Here is a 19,942-nt window from a genome sequence, read left to right as displayed (position 1 = left end):
TCGGTTGGTTTTTATCATTTTGAAATGTTATTTTTATGGAAAAATAATTCGAGGGAAATTTCATTTTTTTGTTAGAAATTATTCGATTAAAAATTAGTTTAAAATGAATCTTTTTGACCAAAATCCGCTTCAAAATATTTTGCCTTACGGCGGAAATGTGATTTATTTCGGAAAAATAATTCCGAGAGAAAAAGCTGATTTTTATTATGAGAAACTAATGCATTCGATTGAATGGAAAAATGACGAAGCGATTATTTTTGGCAAATTGATTATTACCAAAAGAAAAGTGGCGTGGTATGGCGATAAAAATTTTGATTATACTTATTCAAAAACCACTAAAACTGCTTTGCCTTGGACAGAAGAATTGCTCGAACTAAAAAATTTAGCCGAAGAAAAAACCGGAACGATTTACAATTCTTGCTTGCTCAATTTATACCACGACGGCGATGAAGGCATGGCTTGGCATAGCGATGATGAAAAAGCTTTGGGCAAACATACTTCCATTGCTTCGTTGAGTTTTGGTGCAGAAAGGAAATTTGCGTTTAAGCACAAAAAAACCGCGGAAACTGTTTCTACATTTTTAGAACACGGCAGTTTATTATTGATGAAAGACGAAACGCAAACGAACTGGTTACACAGATTGCCGCCCACAAAAAAAGTAAAATCTCCCAGAATTAACCTGACGTTTCGAACGATAATCGATTAAGAAAAAACTTCCGTCAATACTTCGAGCGACTTGGGATGACGGAAACTTTCGATATGAAGACTGTAATAATCCATCAAAATTTTGAGCAACAAACGGCGTTGTTTTACCGAAAAAACCAGCGGATTATCGAATTTGATTTCGAGTAATTTTTTAAACAAAAGCGACTCTTCTGCGGAAAGACAAGTCAGGCTTTCTCTTTCGGTAAAAAAACCCTCGGTCATTTCGAAAAAATTTCCTTCGGAAGTATCCGGAAAAAAGCCGAGAAACTTGGTCATTTCTGCCAATAAAATCAAATGGAAATTAGCGGTTTCATCGTGGTTGTCCAGCCACAAAAAAGCGGTTTCGAGGTATTGGTAAAAAGGTGGATTGGCGTCATTTTCGTGTAAACAATAATGCAACACTTCGGACAAAAAAATAGCGATGGTGCTTTTATAAACGTCGGTATTGATATTGTGATAAGGCGAAAAAAAACGAATTTCTTTAAAATTTTCGAGTGTGCCTTTGTTTTTGTGAACCGCTTCAATTTCGAGTAAATTTAAGGGTTGGAAATAGCTCGACTTTTGTCGGTTATTTTTTCCGGTAAAAGCGTTGTGAACAAAGTAACTTTTTAATCCATCCGAAGCTGTAAAACATTTTACAATCAAACTTTTTTCCTGATATTTTAAGGAACTGATGACAATGGCTTTGGTTTTGACGAGCATTTTTTAGGAAAAAATTTTTAGCGAATAATCATCACTTTTTTCACTTTGGTTTCCGTGCCATCTTCCGATGCGATGAAAACCATGTAAACGCCGGAAGCCACTCGATATTTTCCAAAAGCACGGGTATCCCATTCAATTGTACCTCCTTGAGAGGTGGTTTCAAAAACTAAATTACCTTCAATATCAGTGATTTTTACATTGGCATCGTCAATTAATCCGGCAATTTTTACGGTTCCGGTAAATTCCGGCCGAACGGGATTAGGATAAATATATACGTTTGCCAAGCTTTCCGCACCTTGCGTTGCAGTTCCAAGAAACGAAATCATTCCGGATTCGGTAGCAAAAAAAACTTCGCCGGTAGCTTCATTGATATCAATGTCGAAAATATTGTTAGACGGTAAAGGCGAATTTTCGATGGTAAAATGATGAATCGTTTCTTGACCATTTGCCGAAACTAAAAATACTCCAGAATCAGCGGTTCCAATCCACTTTCGGTTAGAACCATCGACACGAATATCTGTAATGTATTGTTCGTATAAAAGTTCTTGCGCCAAACCATCTTCCAAAATAATAATAGGATTAGATTTGAGTTCGCCTTCGCCTAAAAAACGATCCACTCCAGCCATCACTCGCAAACCTTTCATACTACCAATCCAAAGACGGTTACTGTTATCTACCGCAACTGCAGTGATGTTGTTGTTTAATGGCAAGCCTTCGTCTTCGTCAGAAGTGACACGTTTAAAATTTGGCGTTACATTTTCGTTAAACCCAATCAATGTTTGTTGTTCTGAACCAAACCACTTCGTGCCGTTTTTGTCAATCACCATTCGGGAATAATTTTGTTCAATGGTATTCAAAACATTTTCAACTGAGTAACTTTGCCAAGAACCATTTGCTCTACGAACTTTTAAAGCATTAGAAATCAAAGAATTATTAAACCACAAATCATTATTTCGGTCGAAAGCTAAACCATTTATTCTTACAGATTTGTAGTTAGGGTCTGGCGGAAAGATTAAGGCTTCGGGACCGTTTGGCGTTAGATGATTGTATTTTGCAATGACAACATCGTTTTGAATTTCGATTAAACCGCTGTGAAACGAACTGATAAAAACATTATTTTCATCCTGCGGATTTACAGCAATTCGCACTAGTGAATTAGCGTTCATGGTTTCTTCAAAAGGGATGTTGAGCCAGCCAGTTTCAGAAAATTTACTAATGCCGTAACTACTCACGTCTGGAACGTAAAACACGTTATAACCTCCATAAACCGTCCAGATATTTCCCGAAGGAGTAACGCTTAACGCAAAAATATTATTTCGGGAAGGTCCATCAGGTTTAATGCTGATGCCGTTTGCTAAATTATTTAAGGGAACTTTGATGATTCCGGCTTGATTGGTACCTATGAAAATTTGGTTGCTAATTGTTGTTCCGCAATTAAATGTAACGATTTCGTCTGCATAAAAATTGCTTTGGTACTGCACCAATTGCGAATAATTAGCATCAAAAACGTAAACATTGTTAGCTGTTGTGATTGTAAGATTTCCGTTAAAAGACCTGAAATCAACGGCTTGCTGAGAAATATTGGCGAAAGCCACAAAAGAAGTTCCGTTGTGTCGCGAAGCCACTCCTGAGGTATTGACGGCAGCCAAAATATTTCCGTGAGTGGTCACGCCAATCCATGAACCAGCATCAAAAGTTTGCCATTGTGCAAAATCGTTAAGATTAGGATTAGCAAGGCTTGCCGAACGAATACCTTGATTGGTGGCAACGTAAATATTTCCGTTTAAAACTGTAGATTGATAAGCCATGACTTCTTGACCAGAAGTTCCAATTAAATAAGTATCACCAAAAAGATTGTTGGTCAAGTTAAATTGTACTACGCCAAAATCAGTTGAAATATATAATATTCCTTCGTGTTCGTAGAAATGGTTGATTTTTTTTCTAGTGGGCGAAACGCCTGCTTGGTCTCGAATTCCGGGAGCAATCACGATATTGCCGTCGGTTTCATTTCTCACCAAAATTAAACCGTTATTATGACCAATTATAGTTTTGTTAAAAGTGGCACTGTAAAAAATTGCGGAAATATCTTGCCCGGAAAGACCGTCAATTGTGGTAATCGTTTTAAGTTCGTTGGTGGCAAGATTTTGCGAAAAAAGTGCTTTTTGTGTAGCAGCTGTAATTTGGGTGTTGGCTTCTGTCAAATCGTTGACTTGGTTGTAGGAAAAATAACTTTTCCAAACCAAATTATTTTGGGCAAAAACGGTGCTTGAAAGGAAAATGATAAAAAAAAGAAGCAGCTGCTTTTTCATGTTTTTTAAGTATTGGCTACAAATATACTACAAACGGTTTTATTTCGATTTTCATATCAATTGACAAAAATTTATCTAAAAAAAATGCCTTCCGTTTAAAAGAAGGCATTTTTCAGTTTTATTTTTTGTAAAAATTTACACAACGCCTTGCGCTAACATGGCATCAGCTACTTTTACGAAACCTGCAATGTTGGCTCCTTTTACGTAATCTACGTAGCCGTTACCATCTGAACCATATTTTACACATGAAGCGTGAATGTCTAACATGATTTTTTTCAAACGCTCATCTACTTCTTCTGAAGTCCAACTTAATCGAAGAGAGTTTTGCGACATTTCTAAACCGGAAGTGGCAACACCTCCTGCATTAGAAGCTTTTCCAGGTGCAAAAAGAATTTTTGCTTTGTGAAATACTTCAATTGCTTCTGGAGTTGACGGCATATTTGCGCCTTCAGCCACACAAATACAACCGTTATCTACTAACATTTTTGCTTCTTCACCGTTTAATTCGTTTTGAGTGGCACATGGCAAAGCCACATCACATTTTACTTCCCACGGACGTTTTCCGGCCACATATTTTGCATTAGGGTACTTTTTGACATATTCGCTGATTCTTGCGTAGTCCACATTTTTAATTTGCATCACGTGTGCTAATTTTTCAGCATCAATTCCTTCAGCATCATAAATATATCCAGCCGAGTCCGATAGTGTTACTACTTTTCCGCCTAATTGAGTGGCTTTTTGAGCGGCATATTGCGCCACGTTTCCAGAACCAGAAATGACAACTGTTTTTCCTTGGAAACTTTCGCCTTTAGTTTGCAACATGCTTTGTGCAAAATACACATCGCCATAACCTGTAGCTTCCGGACGAATTAATGAACCCCCGAAAGAAATTCCTTTTCCGGTTAAAACTCCGGTAAATTCATTTCTAAGTCTTTTGTATTGGCCAAACATGTAACCTACTTCTCTTCCGCCAACGCCAATATCTCCAGCTGGAACGTCAGTATTATCACCAATGTGTTTTGACAATTCTGTCATAAACGCTTGGCAGAATTTCATGATTTCATTATCAGATTTTCCTTTTGGATCAAAATCAGCTCCTCCTTTTCCGCCACCCATTGGTAACGTAGTCAAGCTATTTTTAAAAGTTTGTTCAAAAGCTAAAAATTTAAGGATGCTCAAATTTACTGATGGATGGAAACGAATTCCTCCTTTATATGGACCAATCGCAGAGTTCATTTGAATTCTGTAACCTCTGTTAACTTGTGTATTTCCAGCATCATCAATCCAAACAACACGGAAAGTGATAATACGTTCTGCCTCGACCATTCTTTCGAGGAGCATTTTATTTTGGTATTTTTTATTTTCTTCGATGAAAGGAATCACTGTTTCTGCAACTTCTTTCACAGCCTGTAAAAATTCAGGCTCGTTTTGGTTTCTTTTAGCAACTGCTTCAACAAAAGAATTAATGCTTTCTGTCATGATTATTAAGTTATTACGTTATTGAAAACGTTTTCGTTTTACCGCACAAATATACATTATAGTTAAATATTACCTAAGTTTTTTTGCGTAAGAGTGGTAATTTATTTTTTTGTTAAGAAATAGAAATGAAACTTATCTTTAATACAGCGTTTTATAGGTTTTTAAGACATTTTTGTGAAGAAAAAAAGTATTTTAGTTATTTATTTTAGTATGTAATTTTTGTTTTTATATATTTGTTGGCAAAAATGATTTAACCCGAAATAAATGCCTAAAAAAATACTCCTCATAATAACATTGATGTTTGGAGGACTTCAAAATAGCGTTGCACAATTTGGTTTAGGCCACGAAGTTGGTGTAATTGCAGGTCCGGTTGCCATGCAATCTGATTATGGTGAACGTCGAGACATGAGTACAAATGCTGGCAACACCGGATACGGAATAGGTATTGTGCATTATTTAAATTTTGCATATAATCCTGAATGTAACTGTATGCGATCCTATTCTTATTTTAGCGATCACTTTAAGTTACGTAGTGAATTGTCTTATAATAAAACCCAGTTAAAACATTTTGGTAAATGGGTTGATGAATCTCGAACCTCAGTTATTGCAGAACAGCTTCGCAACATGCGTGGTGAAACTGCTGTAACTAATATTGGGATGCAATTAGAATATTTTCCTTGGAGTATTCGTGATTTTACAGTAAGTAGAGGAAGTTTTGCACCATTTGTGAGTCTTGGAGCGCAATTTAGTTATTTTGATCCGGAAGCTACTTCTACAACCGGACCATTAACCATTATCAACACTCCCGAAAAATATCGTGATGCTTTTAGAAATGACAGCGGCACAACTTGGTCTATCGTTTCTAGTGTAGGAACACGATATAAATTAAGCGAACTTTCCGATTTAATGATAGATTTAAGATTTCAATATTATTTTTCAAACTGGGTTGATGGATTAAATCCCGATCCAAATAGATATCCAGAAAATAAGGCTAACGATTGGCTCGTATGGCTGAACGTAGGTTATATTTATTACATCAATTAATAAAGAAATTCCCGGAAATTCCGGGAATTTTTTTTGTTTTTATCTTTTTAAAAAATTATTCAGGCTGTAGCTCCACAGTAACTCTTTCGGTAATGACATGACACTCGTCAGCGGTTACGTTTATGGGTTGCGATACATACGTTTGAAAACCTGCTTTGGTAACTGTTAGGGTATAATTTCCACGCCTTTCACCTGCTCCAAGAAAAGTTGAGAGTCCATAATACGCCAATTCTAAAGTTTCGGAATAATTTCCATCTGTGGCAACAACGGTTACTCCTTCTTGTAAATTGGCTCCGGTTTCGGCATTTTTCACGGTTACTTCTAACCCAAAAACAAATTCTTCAGTGCAATATCGCTGATTATCATCATCGTTACTACAACCCAATGTTAACACAATTAATAGTAAAATTATTTTTTTCATGTTTTTATTTTTTCTAGAGATGCTATTTCAAAAAAAAGGTTGCTTGACAAAAATTCATACAATCAAAAAAACGTTATAAATTGGTTAAAAACCACTTCGTTTAAAAACATAACCGTTCATTCTTTGTAAATTTATTTCAAACACCACCTAACGATGACTTTGTCTGAACAATATTTTAGCATCAGAAAACACAGCGAAACGCTTTGCCAACCCTTGCAAACGGAAGATTATGTGCCACAACCCGCCCATTTTGTGAGTCCTCCGAAATGGCATTTGGCACATACCACTTGGTTTTTTGAAACTTTTATTCTCAAAGAAAATTTACCCGATTACCAAGTTTTTGATGCTGATTTTAATTTTTTATTCAACAGTTATTATAACAATGTTGGGGATCGAGTTTTTCGTGCTGATCGCGGAAATATCACACGCCCGGGAGTTGAAAAAATTTTTGAATACCGAAAATATGTGGATTTGCACATGCAAATTTTGTTGCAAACCAAAGCCGATGCATTGCTAGAGTTGGTCATGCTGGGATTAAATCATGAGCAACAACATCAGGAATTATTGTTGACTGACATCAAATATATTTTAGGGAACAATCCTCTTTTTCCGGTTTACAGCGAAAATTTTGAAGGTGAAAATCAAAGCAATTCCCAAAATGGTTTTGAAAAAATTAACGAAGGTCTTTACGAAATTGGATTTTCTGGCGAAGGATTTTCTTACGATAATGAACATGGTCAACACAAAGTGTATCTCAACACATTTGAAATCTCTAAATCCCTTGTTACCAATGCCGAATTTTTAGAATTTATTGAAGCCAAAGGTTACCAAGACTTTAATTTGTGGCTCGACGAAGGTTGGTCCTGGGTGACAGAAAATAAAATTGAAGCGCCACTTTATTGGCATAAAATTAACGGCGAATGGTTTTATTACACATTAAAAGGTTTGCAGAAAATAAACCCCGCAGCCATTGTTACACATGTTAATTTTTACGAAGCTTTGGCTTTTGCCGAATGGAAAAAAATGCGACTTCCTACTGAATTTGAATGGGAAATTGCTTCAGAAAAATTAGACTGGGGAAAACGTTGGGAATGGACGAATTCTGCTTATTTGCCGTATCCAAATTTTAAAAAACCCGAAGGTGCCATTGGCGAATACAACGGAAAATTCATGATTAACCAAATGGTTTTACGTGGTTCGAGTTGTGCGACTTCCCCAAATCACAGCCGAAAAACATATAGAAATTTCTTTCACGCAAACGAACGTTGGCAATTCAACGGAATTCGTTTGGCAAAATAAAAAAACATGGAAACTACTACCACAATACAAAATACTGCTTTCGCAAAAGACGTCCTGAAAGGCTTTACAGACATTAAAAAACATTTGTCTTCACGCTATTTTTATGATGATGAAGGAAGCCATATTTTCCAGCAAATCATGAAAATGCCGGAATATTATCCCACAAGTTGCGAATTCGAAATTTTATCGCAACAATCCGAGAACATTTTGCAAAAGCTCAACTTCAGCCAACCTTTTAATATTGTGGAGTTTGGTTCGGGAGATGGTGTGAAAACGAAACATTTGCTCAAAACTTTTTTGCATAAAAAAGCCGATTTCACATACGTACCAATCGATATTTCGGAGGAAGCCATTTTAATTTTAGAAGAAAATATGAAAATTTCGCTTCCTGAATTGAAAATGAATTCAAAAATTGGCGACTATTTTGATATTTTAGAAGATATTTCCAAAGAAGAAATTCCTAATTTATTTTTGTTTTTAGGCGGAAACATTGGAAATTATAGCGAAATTGAAGCCCGAGATTTACTGAAAAAATTTGCTTCGGGAATGAAAAAAGGCGACAAACTATTGATGGGAATCGACCTTAAAAAAAATCCGCGAATCATTCAAAAAGCGTATGATGATCCTCACGGCATCACAAAAGCCTTCAACATTAATTTACTGCGAAGAATCAACCGCGAATTAGAAGCCGATATTTCTTTAGACCAATTTGAGTTCTATTGCCATTACAATCCCGAAAATGGCGAAGTCAACAGTTATTTGTGCAGTTTGGTGAAGCAAAATGTGTACAGCAAAACGCTCGACAAAACTTTTAATTTCCAAAAAGATGAACTTATTTGGACCGAACTTTCCAAAAAATACAGCTTCGAAGAAATCGAAAATTTAGCCACCGATTTAGACTTTAAAGTGGTCGAAAATTTTATGGATTGTAAGTTTTATTTTACAGATAGTTTGTGGGAGAAATAAAAAAAATCCCGCTTTTTCAGCGGGATTTTTATCTTTCAAAAATTTTAAAAAAATCTTACAAATCAAATTTAATTCCTTGTGCCAAAGGTAAATTTGTCGTGTAATTAATGGTATTGGTTTGTCTTCTCATATATACTTTCCAAGCATCAGAACCCGATTCGCGACCGCCTCCGGTTTCTTTTTCACCTCCAAAAGCGCCACCAATTTCAGCACCAGAAGTTCCGATGTTTACATTGGCAATTCCACAATCAGAACCTGCAACAGAAAGGAATTTTTCCGCTTCACGCAAATTATTGGTCATAATAGCAGACGACAATCCTTGTGCTACTCCGTTTTGAATTTCGATAGCATTGTCCACTTCGCCAGAATATTTTAACAGATATAAAACCGGAGCAAAAGTTTCGTGTTGCACGATTTCAAAATGACCTTCGGCTTCCGCAATGGCAGGTTTTACATAACAACCGCTTTCGTAACCTTCACCCGAAAGTACGCCACCTTCTACAATAATTTTTCCGCCTTGTTCCACTACTTTTTTCAAAGCGTGGTTGTAAGCTTCAACAGCACCTTTGTCAATTAACGGGCCAACGTGATTGTTTTGATCCAAAGGATTTCCAATTTTTAATTGTCCATAAGCCGAAACAATTGCTTCTTTCACTTTATCATAAATACTTTCGTGGATAATCAATCTTCGGGTTGAAGTACAACGTTGTCCCGCCGTTCCAACAGCGCCAAAAACCGCTCCAATCACCGTCATTTTTACATCAGCATCTGGAGTTACAATAATGGCGTTGTTTCCACCTAATTCAAGTAAGGATTTTCCTAATCTTCCGGCAACGGTTTGCGCGACAATTTTCCCCATTCGGGTAGAACCTGTGGCAGAAATTAAAGGAACACGAACATCATTTGTCATCCATTCTCCTACTTTGTAATCCCCATTAATCAGGCAAGAAATTCCTTCCGGAAGGTTGTTTTCTTTCAACACTTCGGCAATGATATTTTGACAAGCCACACCACATAAAGGCGTTTTTTCTGATGGTTTCCAAACGCAAACATCTCCGGCAATCCAAGCCAAAGCCGTGTTCCAAGACCAAACCGCAACCGGAAAATTAAACGCAGAAATAATTCCCACAATTCCAAGCGAATGGTATTGCTCATACATTCTATGTCCAGGACGTTCAGAGTGCATGGTAAAACCGTGTAACTGGCGCGACAATCCAACGGCAAAGTCGCAAATGTCAATCATTTCCTGCACTTCGCCCAAACCTTCTTGCAGTGATTTTCCCATTTCATAAGAAACTAATTTTCCGAGTGCTTCTTTTTTCTCACGTAATTTTTGTCCGAATTGACGAACAATTTCACCACGTTGCGGAGCTGGCATCACGCGAAAAGTTTTAAAGGCCTCAGCCGCTGATTCCATAACTTTTTCGTAATCGGCTTTGGTGGTGGCTTTAACTTTGCCAATTAATTGTCCGTCAACTGGTGAAAAACTTTCGATAATTTCTCCATTTGAAAACCAAGAATTTCCAGTAGAAGTTCCTTCATTAATATCTTTTAAGCCTAATTGTTGCAAGGCTTCCTGCATTCCAAACTGATTTGCTATTGTTGCCATTTATAACTTTTTAATTGTAAATTGTAATATTTTTTTGCGAAGTTATAATTTATAGGTGGATTTTACCAATAAAATTATGATTTTGGCAATCTTGTCTCTTATGATTTTCATGGAGCGAAAGGTCTGTGAATTTTTTTTATCCCGAAGCTTCGGGACATTTTCCTGCTGCAGCCACTCGCTTTAAACCTGTTTTTTAAAGAACAGGTTTAAGAGCTCAAACAATTACAGCATCAGGGCTATGGGAAAATTTTTTGGAATTTTTGGAATTGTTGTTGCCGAATAGGTTTCATAAACTTAGTAGACTTGGTACTGGATGCATAATTAGCCCTGATTGTAGCGGAAAGCCCGGAAACAAAAAAGCCTGTGTTTTTTGTTTTGCAAAAGCGACTCCCGACGCTTCGGGAGAAGCTCTTTGCAGAACTTAAAAACACGGCTTTTTTGTTGAGGACTTGCAGCGAAAAGCGGGAAATAGCTCCTAAAAAAATAGAATCTATAAAAGGTTTTAAAAACTTTGCCGGATTACCTTTTTAATGTATAACGTTTGTCGGCTTCCATGATGGTGCCACATTTTTTGCATTGTCGCAAGGCTTTGGAATTGTAAAAATGCTGAAAATGGGGAAGGAAATCTTTTTCGATGTCGTTGAGTTCAAAATAGACTTCGTGGAGTTTGTGGTTACAGTTTTCGCAGAACCAAAGTAAACCATCTGTGAAACCTTTTCCGGCTCGTTTTCTCTCAATCACTAAACCTATGGAACCAGCAGAACGAACTGGTGAATGTGGCGTTTTGGGCGGATGAAGATACATGTCGCCAGCATTGAGCTCAAATTCTTTTTTTTCGCCATTGTCTTGGACAATGACTTTTATTGAACCTTCGAGTTGGTAAAATAATTCTTCGGTTTCGTTATAATGATAATCTTTTCGGGCGTTTGGTCCGGCGACAATCATCACGATGTAATCTTGCGAATCGACGTAAATATTTTTGTTGCCAACGGGTGGTTTGAGCAAGTGTCGGTTTTCGTCAATCCATTTATTGAGGTTGAAGGGAGGTGTTGTGGCCATCATTAATTTTTTGACTAATTTACTAAAATAAAAAAGGCCGGAATGAACCGACCTTGATATTTATTTTACTTCTTTGATAAGGTAGAGGTAAACCGGGAAGTGATCGCTAAATCCTACTTCGCCATTGGCGTTACGAAGTGGATATCCTTTAAATCTTCCGCTGGTTTGGGTTAGGAACGGCTTGTTATAAACGCCTGCTTTCCAAAAAGTGTAGCTTGAATAATCTTTTTTGATGAGTGGTTCTGATAGAATCATTTGGTCAAAAAGATCCCAAGCGTCACGGTAAGCTAAGGTTCCAATTCCTTTGTTTGCCATTTCTTCCATTGGGTTGAACATTCCTCTAGCTTTGGTTTCTTCTTTTTTAGCTTTGGCACCAATTTCAACTTTTACACTTTTATTGTAAGGTCCATCGTTTAAATCTCCCATAGTAATGATTTTTGCATTTGGGTTGATGTTGTACAACGAATCGATAATTTTTCGGTTCAATCTTCCGGCAGCTTCACGGTTAGGGCTTGATTTTTTTTCTCCTCCAGAACGTGATGGCCAGTGATTTACGATGAAGTGCATTTCTTCGCCATCAAAAAGTCCGGAAACTAAAAGTTGGTCACGAGTGTAAATTCTTTTAGTATTATCTGACTGATCGTAGATAATTAAAGGAACATTGATGTAACTTGTGGGTTTGAAATGCTTTTTTTGGTATAAAAATCCTACGTCAATTCCACGACGATCAGGTGAATCAAAGTGCACGATTCCGTAATCTTTATTGATTAGTAAAGGTTGTTTTATTAAATCTTCCAAAACACCACGGTTTTCGATTTCGCAAACGCCTAAAACGGCAGGTGCTTCTTTTTGGTGTTCACTTGTTCCAAGTTCGGAAATCACTCGACTCAAGTTGGTTAACTTGGTTTGATATTTTTCTTTTGTCCATCCGTTAGCAGGAGTATATTCTTCATCATTGATGTTCGGATCATCCGAAAAGTCGAATAAATTCTCCAAATTGTAAAATGCAACGGTTTGAACTTTAAATTTTTTTTCCTGCCCTGTAGCCACATTCATTGACAAAATCACAGTAAACAGGGCGATAAAATTGGAAATTCTCATAAATAGAAATATTAATTTAATGTGAAGTTTGATATAAAACTCGCTGCAAAAGTAAATAATATAATTAAATAATATAACTTTGCCGGCTGTTAAGAAATAATTAACTTAACAAGAATGTATTAACTTAAATTAATTTATGAAAAAACTTGTAATTAGTATTCTATTTGTAATGCAGGTTGTTTTTGCATTTGCGCAACAAGAGTCTTTAGTTAAAGGACGTGTTGTGGATTCAAAAACACAAAAGCCGATGCAGAATGTTGTTGCAACACTTCAAAACACAACTTTAACCGTATTGACAAATTCTGACGGTATTTTTGTTTTTGAAAAAGTTTCTGAAGGTACTTACCTTTTGGAGGTAAAAAGTACGGGGTTCTCTCGTCAATTATTATCAATTGAAGTTGAAGGCGAGCCTTTAGACATTGGATTAGTTGTTTTGGAAGAAGATATTACTTCTGAACAACAATTGAGTTTAATTACCATTACCGAAAGTGATTTGGGTGATGATAACAGTGGATCAGAAAGTACTGCTGGACTTTTACAAGCCACAAGAGATGCGTTTCAGCAATCTGCTGCTTTTAATTGGGGACAAGCACGTTTTAGAATCAGAGGTTTAGATAACGAATACGGAACTACCATGATTAATGGTATTGTAATGAACAAGTTGTACGACGGAAGACCACAATGGAGTAACTGGGGTGGATTAAACGATGCAACAAGAAACCAAGAATTTACAATGGGTTCTGCTCCTTCAGATTATACTTTTGGAGGGATTTTAGGAACTCAAGAAATTAATACAAGAGCTTCTTTTTACAGACCTGGAACCAGAATTTCATTTTCAGGAACTAACACAAATTATAACTGGAGATCAATGATTACTCATGCTTCAGGAATGGACAAAGACGGTTGGGCTTACGTTTTATCTGCTTCAAAACGATGGGCTGAAGAAGGTCATTTTGAAGGAACGGACTATGATGCACTTTCGATGTTTGCAAGTGTTGAAAAAAGATTTAACGCTAACCACAGTTTGAATTTTACTGCTATTTACGCTCAAAACAGTAGAGGAAAAAATTCGCCAAATACTAAAGAAGTAAACGACCTTATGGGTGTGAAATACAACTCTTATTGGGGTTGGCAAGATGGTAAAAAAAGAAATTCACGTGATAAAGACGTAGAAGAGCCAATTTTTATGTTAAGCCACTATTGGAAAATTAATGATAAAAATAGCTTAAACACTAATGTATCTTACCAATTTGGTTCTATCGGGAACTCGCGTATTGATTTCCAAAACGCAAACAATCCAGATCCAACTTACTACAGAAACCTCCCGAGTTATGCTTTAAATTATTTTACTCCAGATGGCACTTGGCTTCCGGATTATGAAGAAGCGGATGCTTTAAGAGGTTATTTCTTAAACAACAGTCAAATTGACTGGGATGCAATGTATTTGGCCAACCAAAATTCTGCTTTAGGAAATAGTATTTATGCTTTGTACGAAGACAGAACGGATGACAAAACTTGGACCGCAAATTCATTGTTTGCTTCAGACCTTTCTGATAACATCATTTTAAATGCTGGTGTTACTTACAGAAAATTACAATCAAGCAATTTCCAAAACTTGCTCGATTTGCTTGGTGGTCCATACTTTATTGACTTTGATCCATTTTTCCAAGGAAATGCTTCGCAATCAGACTTAAATAATCCAAACCGTCAAATTGGAGTTGGAGATAAATATGGTTACAACTACAATTTATTTGCAGATGTTGTAGATGCTTTCACGCAATTTAAATTTACTTACAGAAAAGCTGATTTTTATTTGGCACAAAGTTTCTCAAGAAGCGAATACCAAAGAGAAGGATTGTACCGTAACGGAATTTATGCAAACAACTCTTTTGGAAAAAGTAAAAAAATGATCTTCGAAAACTTCGGATTCAAAGGTGGGGTAACATTTAAAGTAACCGGAAACCACTTGTTCGATTTTAACGGAGCTTACATGACTAAAGCGCCGAATTTGAGAAATACGTTTACAAACGCACGTTTGAACAACAACATCACACCTGATCTTGAAAGTGAAAGAATCATGAGTGCAGACGCAAGTTACATCTTGAGAATGCCAAAATTAAAAGCAAGAATTACAGGATTTTTCTCAAAAATTCAAAATAGTGCCGATTTATCATTTTTCTACGCAGAAAGTATAGGTGATATCGAAGGAGATGCAGATTCATTTGTAAGTGAAATTGTAACCGGAATCAACAAAAGAAATATCGGAGGAGAACTTGGTTTAGAATACCAAATTACTTCTACAATTAAAGCTACTGCAGCGGCTTCTTATGGTCAGTACATTTATGACAATAATCCAAACGTACGTCTAAACGATGATGCTTTGGCTACCGAAACAAACCCACTTCCGTTGAGAAATTTCGGAACGGCTTATTTAAAAAATTACCGTTTGCCAGGAATGCCGCAACAAGCGTATTCATTTGGTTTAGAATATCGCGACCCACATTTTTGGTGGATTGGAGCCAATGTAAACTATCTTGACGATAATTACGTAGATGTTTCTAACGTGTTGAGAACTTCTAACTTTACCATTAACCCGGCCACAGGAATTTCTTATGACGGTGCCACTACAGAAAATGTGACCAATGCACTTCGTCAAGAAAAATTCGACCCATTTACGTTGGTAAATTTAACAGGAGGAAAATCTTGGAGAATTGATGGCAATACTTTCGGATTTTTTGCTTCGGTAAACAACGTTTTTGATATTACCTACAAAACAGGAGGATTCGAACAATCACGTAAAGCTGCTTACCCAGATTATGTTCAAGATAACACAAGCGGAATTCGCTCTTTCGGAACGAAATATTTCTACGGTTACGGCAGAACATTTTTCGTAAATTTATACATCAACTTCTAAAAATTGATTATGAAAAATATTTTTTTAAAATTTTCACTAATAACATTACTCGCAACTTCAGGAATTTCTTGTGTTAGCGAAGATGATTTTGACATCCCACCGGTAAAATCCGCTTTGTTTTTCGAGGATTTCAATGATAATACAAACTATGAAACGCCATTGAATACAGAAGGCTGGTCCACTGTTGCCGAAGCCGGAACCGTAGTTTGGAGAGAAAGAGTTTTTACCGATGACAACGCAGGCTATGCCGAATTTTCATCTTTTAATTCCGGACAACCCTCAAACATTGCTTGGTTAATTACGCCAGCAATTAATTTAGAAGGTGGCGAAAAAAAGCTAACTTTTCAGTCGGCTCAACATCACCTTGAATCAGCAAGTAACACGATAGAGGTGTTTGTTTCTACAGATTATGACGGAACCAACGCCACAACTGCAAACTGGCAACCTCTTACGGCTAATTTTGCAGATATGGACAACGATTGGTACGAATATGTAAATTCAGGAACAATTGACCTATCAAATTATAACGGCGAAATTTTTATCGGATTTAAAGCTACCGGAAACGGCACAACTCTTGCAGGAGGCTTTCAAATTGATAATGTAATCGTATATTAATTATTAAATTATGAAGAAGATATTTTATAAAGGAGCCATCGCATTAGCAACCGTTGCGTTGCTAACCAATTGCTCTCATGACGATGACTACGGTGTTCCTAATTTAGAAGGAAAATGCCAAACTCTTGCCGTAACCAAACAAGTTTCGGACATTACAGGTGCTGCTACAGCTACCTATCAGCAATATACAGCTGATGATGTAATTGAAGCTTATGTTACCTCAAGCGACCAAGGTGGAAATTTTTACAAATCGATCACTTTGATGTCAGTTGATGGTACAAAAGGTTTCAGCATGCCGGCAGATGATTACAATTTATATACAAAGTATGAACCAGGAAGAAAAGTATATGTCAAATTAAAAGACAGGTATTTTGTAAACCAACATTCATCAACTATCATCGGTTCGCTTTACAACAACAATACTCCAGATAATCCAAATGATGATTCAGTAGGAAGAATGTCGAGAGTAGAATATCCGCAAACAATCATCAGATCTTGTGATAAAGTAAACGAAGATGAAATTGTAAAACATCTTACTATTGCCGAAGCTAAAAGCAATCAATACTTAAACATGTTGATTGAATTAGATGAGGTTCAATTTTCGTCGGCATCTAACGGAAAAACGTATTACGATGCGTCGTTAAATAGCATTGGTGGTGCAACAAACCATAACATTACGGATCTTCAAGGAAACACTTTAATTGTTCGTGTGAGTGAATATGCACAATTTGCAAAAAACCAAACACCTACCGGAAGTGGAAAAATTCGTGGTGTCATGACCAAATTCAACAACGATTTTCAGTTTATGATTAGAACAGAAAACGATGTACAATTGGGAGATCCAAGAATTGAAGCTTTTTTTAGCCAAGATTTCGAAAGCATTGCTGCAACAGGAAACAATCAATTTGTTAACTTACCAGGATGGTCTAATGTTTCCCTTAACGGTGGAGCAGAAAGATGGGAAGCGAGAATTTTCAGCGGAAACAAATATGCACAACTTTCTGCTTTTGGAACAGGAGAAAGCAACATGGATACTTGGTTAATTACTCCAGCGATTAATTTAGATGCTACAACAGGAGAGTTTTTAATGTTTGGTTCTAAAATTGGTTTTGCCAATGGCGAAGCAGTAACCGTTCACATTTCTACAAATTATAGTGGAGCTGGAACAGCTGCTGCAATTAACGCTGCAACTTGGACACAATTAAATCCAATTATGGCACCACAAACGCAATCTTATCCAACAGATTTTACAAGTTCAGGTCCTGTTGATCTTTCTTCTTACAATGGAAATGTTTACATCGCATTCCGTTACAGAGGTTCTGCCACAGGAATTACTTCAACTTATCAAATTGATAATATTAGAGTATTCGGAGGTAACTAATCTTCCACCACAAAAAACTAAAAACTCCAGAAATTTTCCGGAGTTTTTTTTTGATTAATAATGAAACAAAAAAACGTGATTTCTTCCAGTTTTCATTTATTTTCCTAAAAAAGTTGGTTTCCGCTTCTCCAAAAATGCAGTCGTTCCTTCTTTAAAATCTTCGGTTCCAAAACATTCGCCAAAGGCTTTAATTTCGGCTCTAAAACCATCTACGTCGTGTTTAAAATTGGCATTTACCGCTTCAATGGCTTTGCTGATTGCCATTGGTGAATTGCGTAAAATTTTTACGGCAATGTTTTTTGCCAAATCCAAAAGTTCGCTTTGTGGCACGACATAATTTACCAATCCGCAGGTTTTCGCTTCTTCAGCAGTTAGCATTCCTGCCGTCATGATCAATTCCATCGCTTTGCCTTTGCCAATTAATTGTGGCAAACGTTGTGTTCCTCCATAACCCGGAATTACGCCAAGCGAAACTTCTGGCAGACCCATTTTAGCATTGTCTGAAGCAATACGGAAATGGCAAGCCATCGCCAACTCTAATCCGCCGCCAAGCGCAAAACCGTTAACAGCAGCAATTACAGGCTTTTTTAAATTTTCTACAAAATCAAACAATTGTTCCTGACCTTGTGCGGCAAGCATTTCGCCTTCGGCAACAGAAAAACTGGCAAATTCTGAAATGTCTGCTCCAGCCACAAAGGCTTTTTCGCCGCTTCCGGTTAAAATAATCGCACGAATTTCCGCTTGTTGTTCCAAAGTTTCAAACGCATTGTGTAGTTCAGCAATCGTCGCTTTATTCAAAGCATTCAACTTTTCCGGACGATTAATCGTTAGCGTTGCAATTCCATTTTCCGAATGGATTAAAATATTGTCGTAATTCATCATATTGAAATTTTTACATTTTTATTATCGGAAGAAAAACACAAAAAACAGTGCCTTTTCCAGCAGCAGTTTCAAAGGTAATTGTTCCGTTGTAGTTTTCTATAATATTTTTAATGATTCCTAAACCAAGTCCCATTCCGGAATTTTTGGTGGTAAATTTTGGCTCAAAAATTCTATCAAGATGATCGCCTTCAATGCCGGTTCCATTGTCTTTCACACTAATCAAAACCTGATTTTCTTCTTTCTTAACCAAAACTTCGACTGATTTTTCCACTTGATTCTCGGGAATCGCCTGAATGGCATTTTTCACCAAATTCGTCACCACACGAATCAATTGGGTTCGATCCATCACCGTAATAATTTCGTCTTCTTCACTTTTAAATTGAATATAATCTTCATTAAAAATATCCAAAGTAAGCTGCACCACATTCACCACATTGAGGGTTTCATTTTGTTGGGCTGGCATGGAGGCAAAGTTAGAAAACGCCGAAGCTACGGAACTCATCGTGTCAATTTGTTGAATCAAGGTATTGGAATAATCCGCCATTTTCTGTTGAATTTCTGGATCGTTGGCGTTAAATTTTCGTTGGAAACTTTGCACGGTCAAACGCATCGGGGTCAACGGATTTTTAATTTCATGAGCTACTTGTTTCGCCATTTCGCGCCACGCTTGTTCCCGTTCGCTTTGCGCCAATTTCGAAGCACTTTCTTCCAATTCATCCACCATCGCATTATAAGCATGGACCAAAAGCGCAATTTCTCTGGAGCTATCCTCCAGATTGATTTTTTCGTTTTTTTGGTTGAAACGCGTTTCGGTAATTTTATCGGTAATTGACTTTAAAAATTGCGTAATGTAACTCGATAAAAAATACGCCAAAACGAATGCCACGACCAACATAATCCCGTAAACTTGCCCAAGCCGAATGAGGAAATTTCGCAATTCTCGTTCATAAAAACCATCGTCTGGAATGTAAGGAAGGTTTAAAATTCCGAGCGGTTTAAACTTTGTATCTTTAATTTGTGCATACGAAGATCGAAACTTTACGCCGTCAATACTTTGCACATCCACATACCTTTTATCCATCGAAGATTTTACTAATTTCAAAATATAATCCGGAACGGGAGGTAAAATGGTATCAACCGTAAAAGAAGCTTTCGACGATTTTAACAGCTTACCGTCAAGGCTATACAAATTAATCGGAAGACTGTGAATATCAGCTAATTCGTAAATTTTATCTTTAAAAATGAGTGGCAAATTTTCTGAAGTAAGCGGATAAGTCGTGGTATTCAACACATAATTAATGTGTTCTTTGATAGCAGTTTCCCGCCGTTCGAGCCGTTCTTCATGGTATTCTTTTGCCGCTTCTTTAAACTGATAAATCGAAAGCGAAGCCATTAAAACAGATGAAATTAGGGTGAGAAAAATCATGGATAAAAATATCCGTACCCGAAGTGACAA

The 19,942-nt window shown here is 36.8% G+C and carries 16 protein-coding genes; 7 read left to right on the top strand and 9 right to left on the bottom strand.

The features are described from left to right. Window positions 1-103 precede the first annotated feature (103 nt). Window positions 104-706 (top strand): alpha-ketoglutarate-dependent dioxygenase AlkB family protein, encoded by a 603-nt coding sequence (locus tag GV828_RS09630; protein ID WP_166537276.1) that lies wholly within the window; start codon window positions 104-106, stop codon window positions 704-706. Here the strand turns inward: GV828_RS09630 and recO are convergent. From recO to gdhA, 3 genes are all read right to left on the bottom strand, one after another. Next, window positions 703-1,407 carry a DNA repair protein RecO gene (gene recO, locus GV828_RS09625; RefSeq protein ID WP_166537275.1) on the bottom strand — a complete coding sequence of 235 codons (705 nt, stop codon included), beginning with the start codon at window positions 1,405-1,407 and terminating at the stop codon, window positions 703-705. The genes GV828_RS09630 and recO overlap by 4 nt on opposite strands. Before the next feature lie 17 nt (window positions 1,408-1,424). Beyond that, window positions 1,425-3,716 (bottom strand): type IX secretion system anionic LPS delivery protein PorZ, encoded by a 2,292-nt coding sequence (gene porZ / locus GV828_RS09620; RefSeq protein ID WP_166537274.1) that lies wholly within the window; start codon window positions 3,714-3,716, stop codon window positions 1,425-1,427. Between the two features lie 135 nt (window positions 3,717-3,851). Beyond that, window positions 3,852-5,195 carry an NADP-specific glutamate dehydrogenase gene (gene gdhA / locus GV828_RS09615; protein ID WP_166537273.1) on the bottom strand — a complete coding sequence of 448 codons (1,344 nt, stop codon included), beginning with the start codon at window positions 5,193-5,195 and terminating at the stop codon, window positions 3,852-3,854. Between the two features lie 264 nt (window positions 5,196-5,459). Here gdhA and GV828_RS09610 point away from each other — a divergent pair, with 264 nt between their 5' ends. Beyond that, window positions 5,460-6,239, top strand: coding sequence for a THC0290_0291 family protein (locus GV828_RS09610; RefSeq protein WP_166537272.1), 780 nt, complete (start codon window positions 5,460-5,462; stop codon window positions 6,237-6,239). A gap of 55 nt (window positions 6,240-6,294) precedes the next feature. On the opposite strand, the gene GV828_RS09605 is transcribed toward GV828_RS09610, so the two are convergent. Then, window positions 6,295-6,660 (bottom strand): carboxypeptidase-like regulatory domain-containing protein, encoded by a 366-nt coding sequence (locus GV828_RS09605; RefSeq protein ID WP_166537271.1) that lies wholly within the window; start codon window positions 6,658-6,660, stop codon window positions 6,295-6,297. A gap of 153 nt (window positions 6,661-6,813) precedes the next feature. Here GV828_RS09605 and egtB point away from each other — a divergent pair, with 153 nt between their 5' ends. After that, complete coding sequence (gene egtB / locus GV828_RS09600) at window positions 6,814-7,959, top strand: ergothioneine biosynthesis protein EgtB (protein ID WP_166537270.1); 1,146 nt, start codon at window positions 6,814-6,816, stop codon at window positions 7,957-7,959. Between the two features lie 6 nt (window positions 7,960-7,965). Next, complete coding sequence (locus GV828_RS09595) at window positions 7,966-8,925, top strand: L-histidine N(alpha)-methyltransferase (RefSeq protein WP_166537269.1); 960 nt, start codon at window positions 7,966-7,968, stop codon at window positions 8,923-8,925. A gap of 55 nt (window positions 8,926-8,980) precedes the next feature. Here the strand turns inward: GV828_RS09595 and amaB are convergent, their stop codons facing one another. The 3 genes from amaB to GV828_RS09580 all read right to left on the bottom strand — a co-directional run bounded on the left by amaB (window position 8,981) and on the right by GV828_RS09580 (window position 12,694). Continuing rightward, on the bottom strand, window positions 8,981-10,534 hold the full coding sequence (amaB, locus tag GV828_RS09590; RefSeq protein WP_166537268.1) for an L-piperidine-6-carboxylate dehydrogenase: 1,554 nt from the start codon (window positions 10,532-10,534) through the stop codon (window positions 8,981-8,983). Between the two features lie 519 nt (window positions 10,535-11,053). After that, on the bottom strand, window positions 11,054-11,593 hold the full coding sequence (locus GV828_RS09585; protein WP_166537300.1) for a 3-hydroxyanthranilate 3,4-dioxygenase: 540 nt from the start codon (window positions 11,591-11,593) through the stop codon (window positions 11,054-11,056). A gap of 60 nt (window positions 11,594-11,653) precedes the next feature. Then, window positions 11,654-12,694 carry an endonuclease/exonuclease/phosphatase family protein gene (locus GV828_RS09580; RefSeq protein ID WP_166537267.1) on the bottom strand — a complete coding sequence of 347 codons (1,041 nt, stop codon included), beginning with the start codon at window positions 12,692-12,694 and terminating at the stop codon, window positions 11,654-11,656. Window positions 12,695-12,830: 136 nt separating this feature from the next. Here GV828_RS09580 and GV828_RS09575 point away from each other — a divergent pair, with 136 nt between their 5' ends. The 3 genes from GV828_RS09575 to GV828_RS09565 are packed head-to-tail and all read left to right on the top strand — an operon-like array spanning window position 12,831 to window position 17,604. Further along, window positions 12,831-15,608 (top strand): carboxypeptidase-like regulatory domain-containing protein, encoded by a 2,778-nt coding sequence (locus GV828_RS09575; RefSeq protein WP_166537266.1) that lies wholly within the window; start codon window positions 12,831-12,833, stop codon window positions 15,606-15,608. A gap of 9 nt (window positions 15,609-15,617) precedes the next feature. Beyond that, a complete protein-coding gene (locus tag GV828_RS09570; protein ID WP_166537265.1) occupies window positions 15,618-16,223 on the top strand; it encodes a choice-of-anchor J domain-containing protein in 606 nt (201 codons plus the stop codon). 10 nt (window positions 16,224-16,233) lie between these two features. Then, window positions 16,234-17,604: a DUF5689 domain-containing protein gene (locus GV828_RS09565; protein ID WP_166537264.1), complete on the top strand. Its 1,371-nt coding sequence runs from the start codon at window positions 16,234-16,236 to the stop codon at window positions 17,602-17,604. A gap of 96 nt (window positions 17,605-17,700) precedes the next feature. Here GV828_RS09565 and GV828_RS09560 read toward each other — a convergent pair whose 3' ends face one another. Both GV828_RS09560 and GV828_RS09555 read right to left on the bottom strand, forming a co-directional pair. Further along, window positions 17,701-18,483: an enoyl-CoA hydratase/isomerase family protein gene (locus GV828_RS09560; RefSeq protein ID WP_166537299.1), complete on the bottom strand. Its 783-nt coding sequence runs from the start codon at window positions 18,481-18,483 to the stop codon at window positions 17,701-17,703. Window positions 18,484-18,496: 13 nt separating this feature from the next. Next, window positions 18,497-19,912 (bottom strand): sensor histidine kinase, encoded by a 1,416-nt coding sequence (locus GV828_RS09555; RefSeq protein WP_166537298.1) that lies wholly within the window; start codon window positions 19,910-19,912, stop codon window positions 18,497-18,499. Between the last annotated feature and the right edge of the window lie 30 nt (window positions 19,913-19,942).

This window comes from Flavobacterium ichthyis (assembly GCF_009915155.1).
Taxonomy (GTDB): Bacteria; Bacteroidota; Bacteroidia; order Flavobacteriales; family Flavobacteriaceae; genus Flavobacterium; species Flavobacterium ichthyis.
Note: the sequence above shows the minus strand (reverse complement) of the source record. Positions and strands in the feature narration are given on the sequence as shown.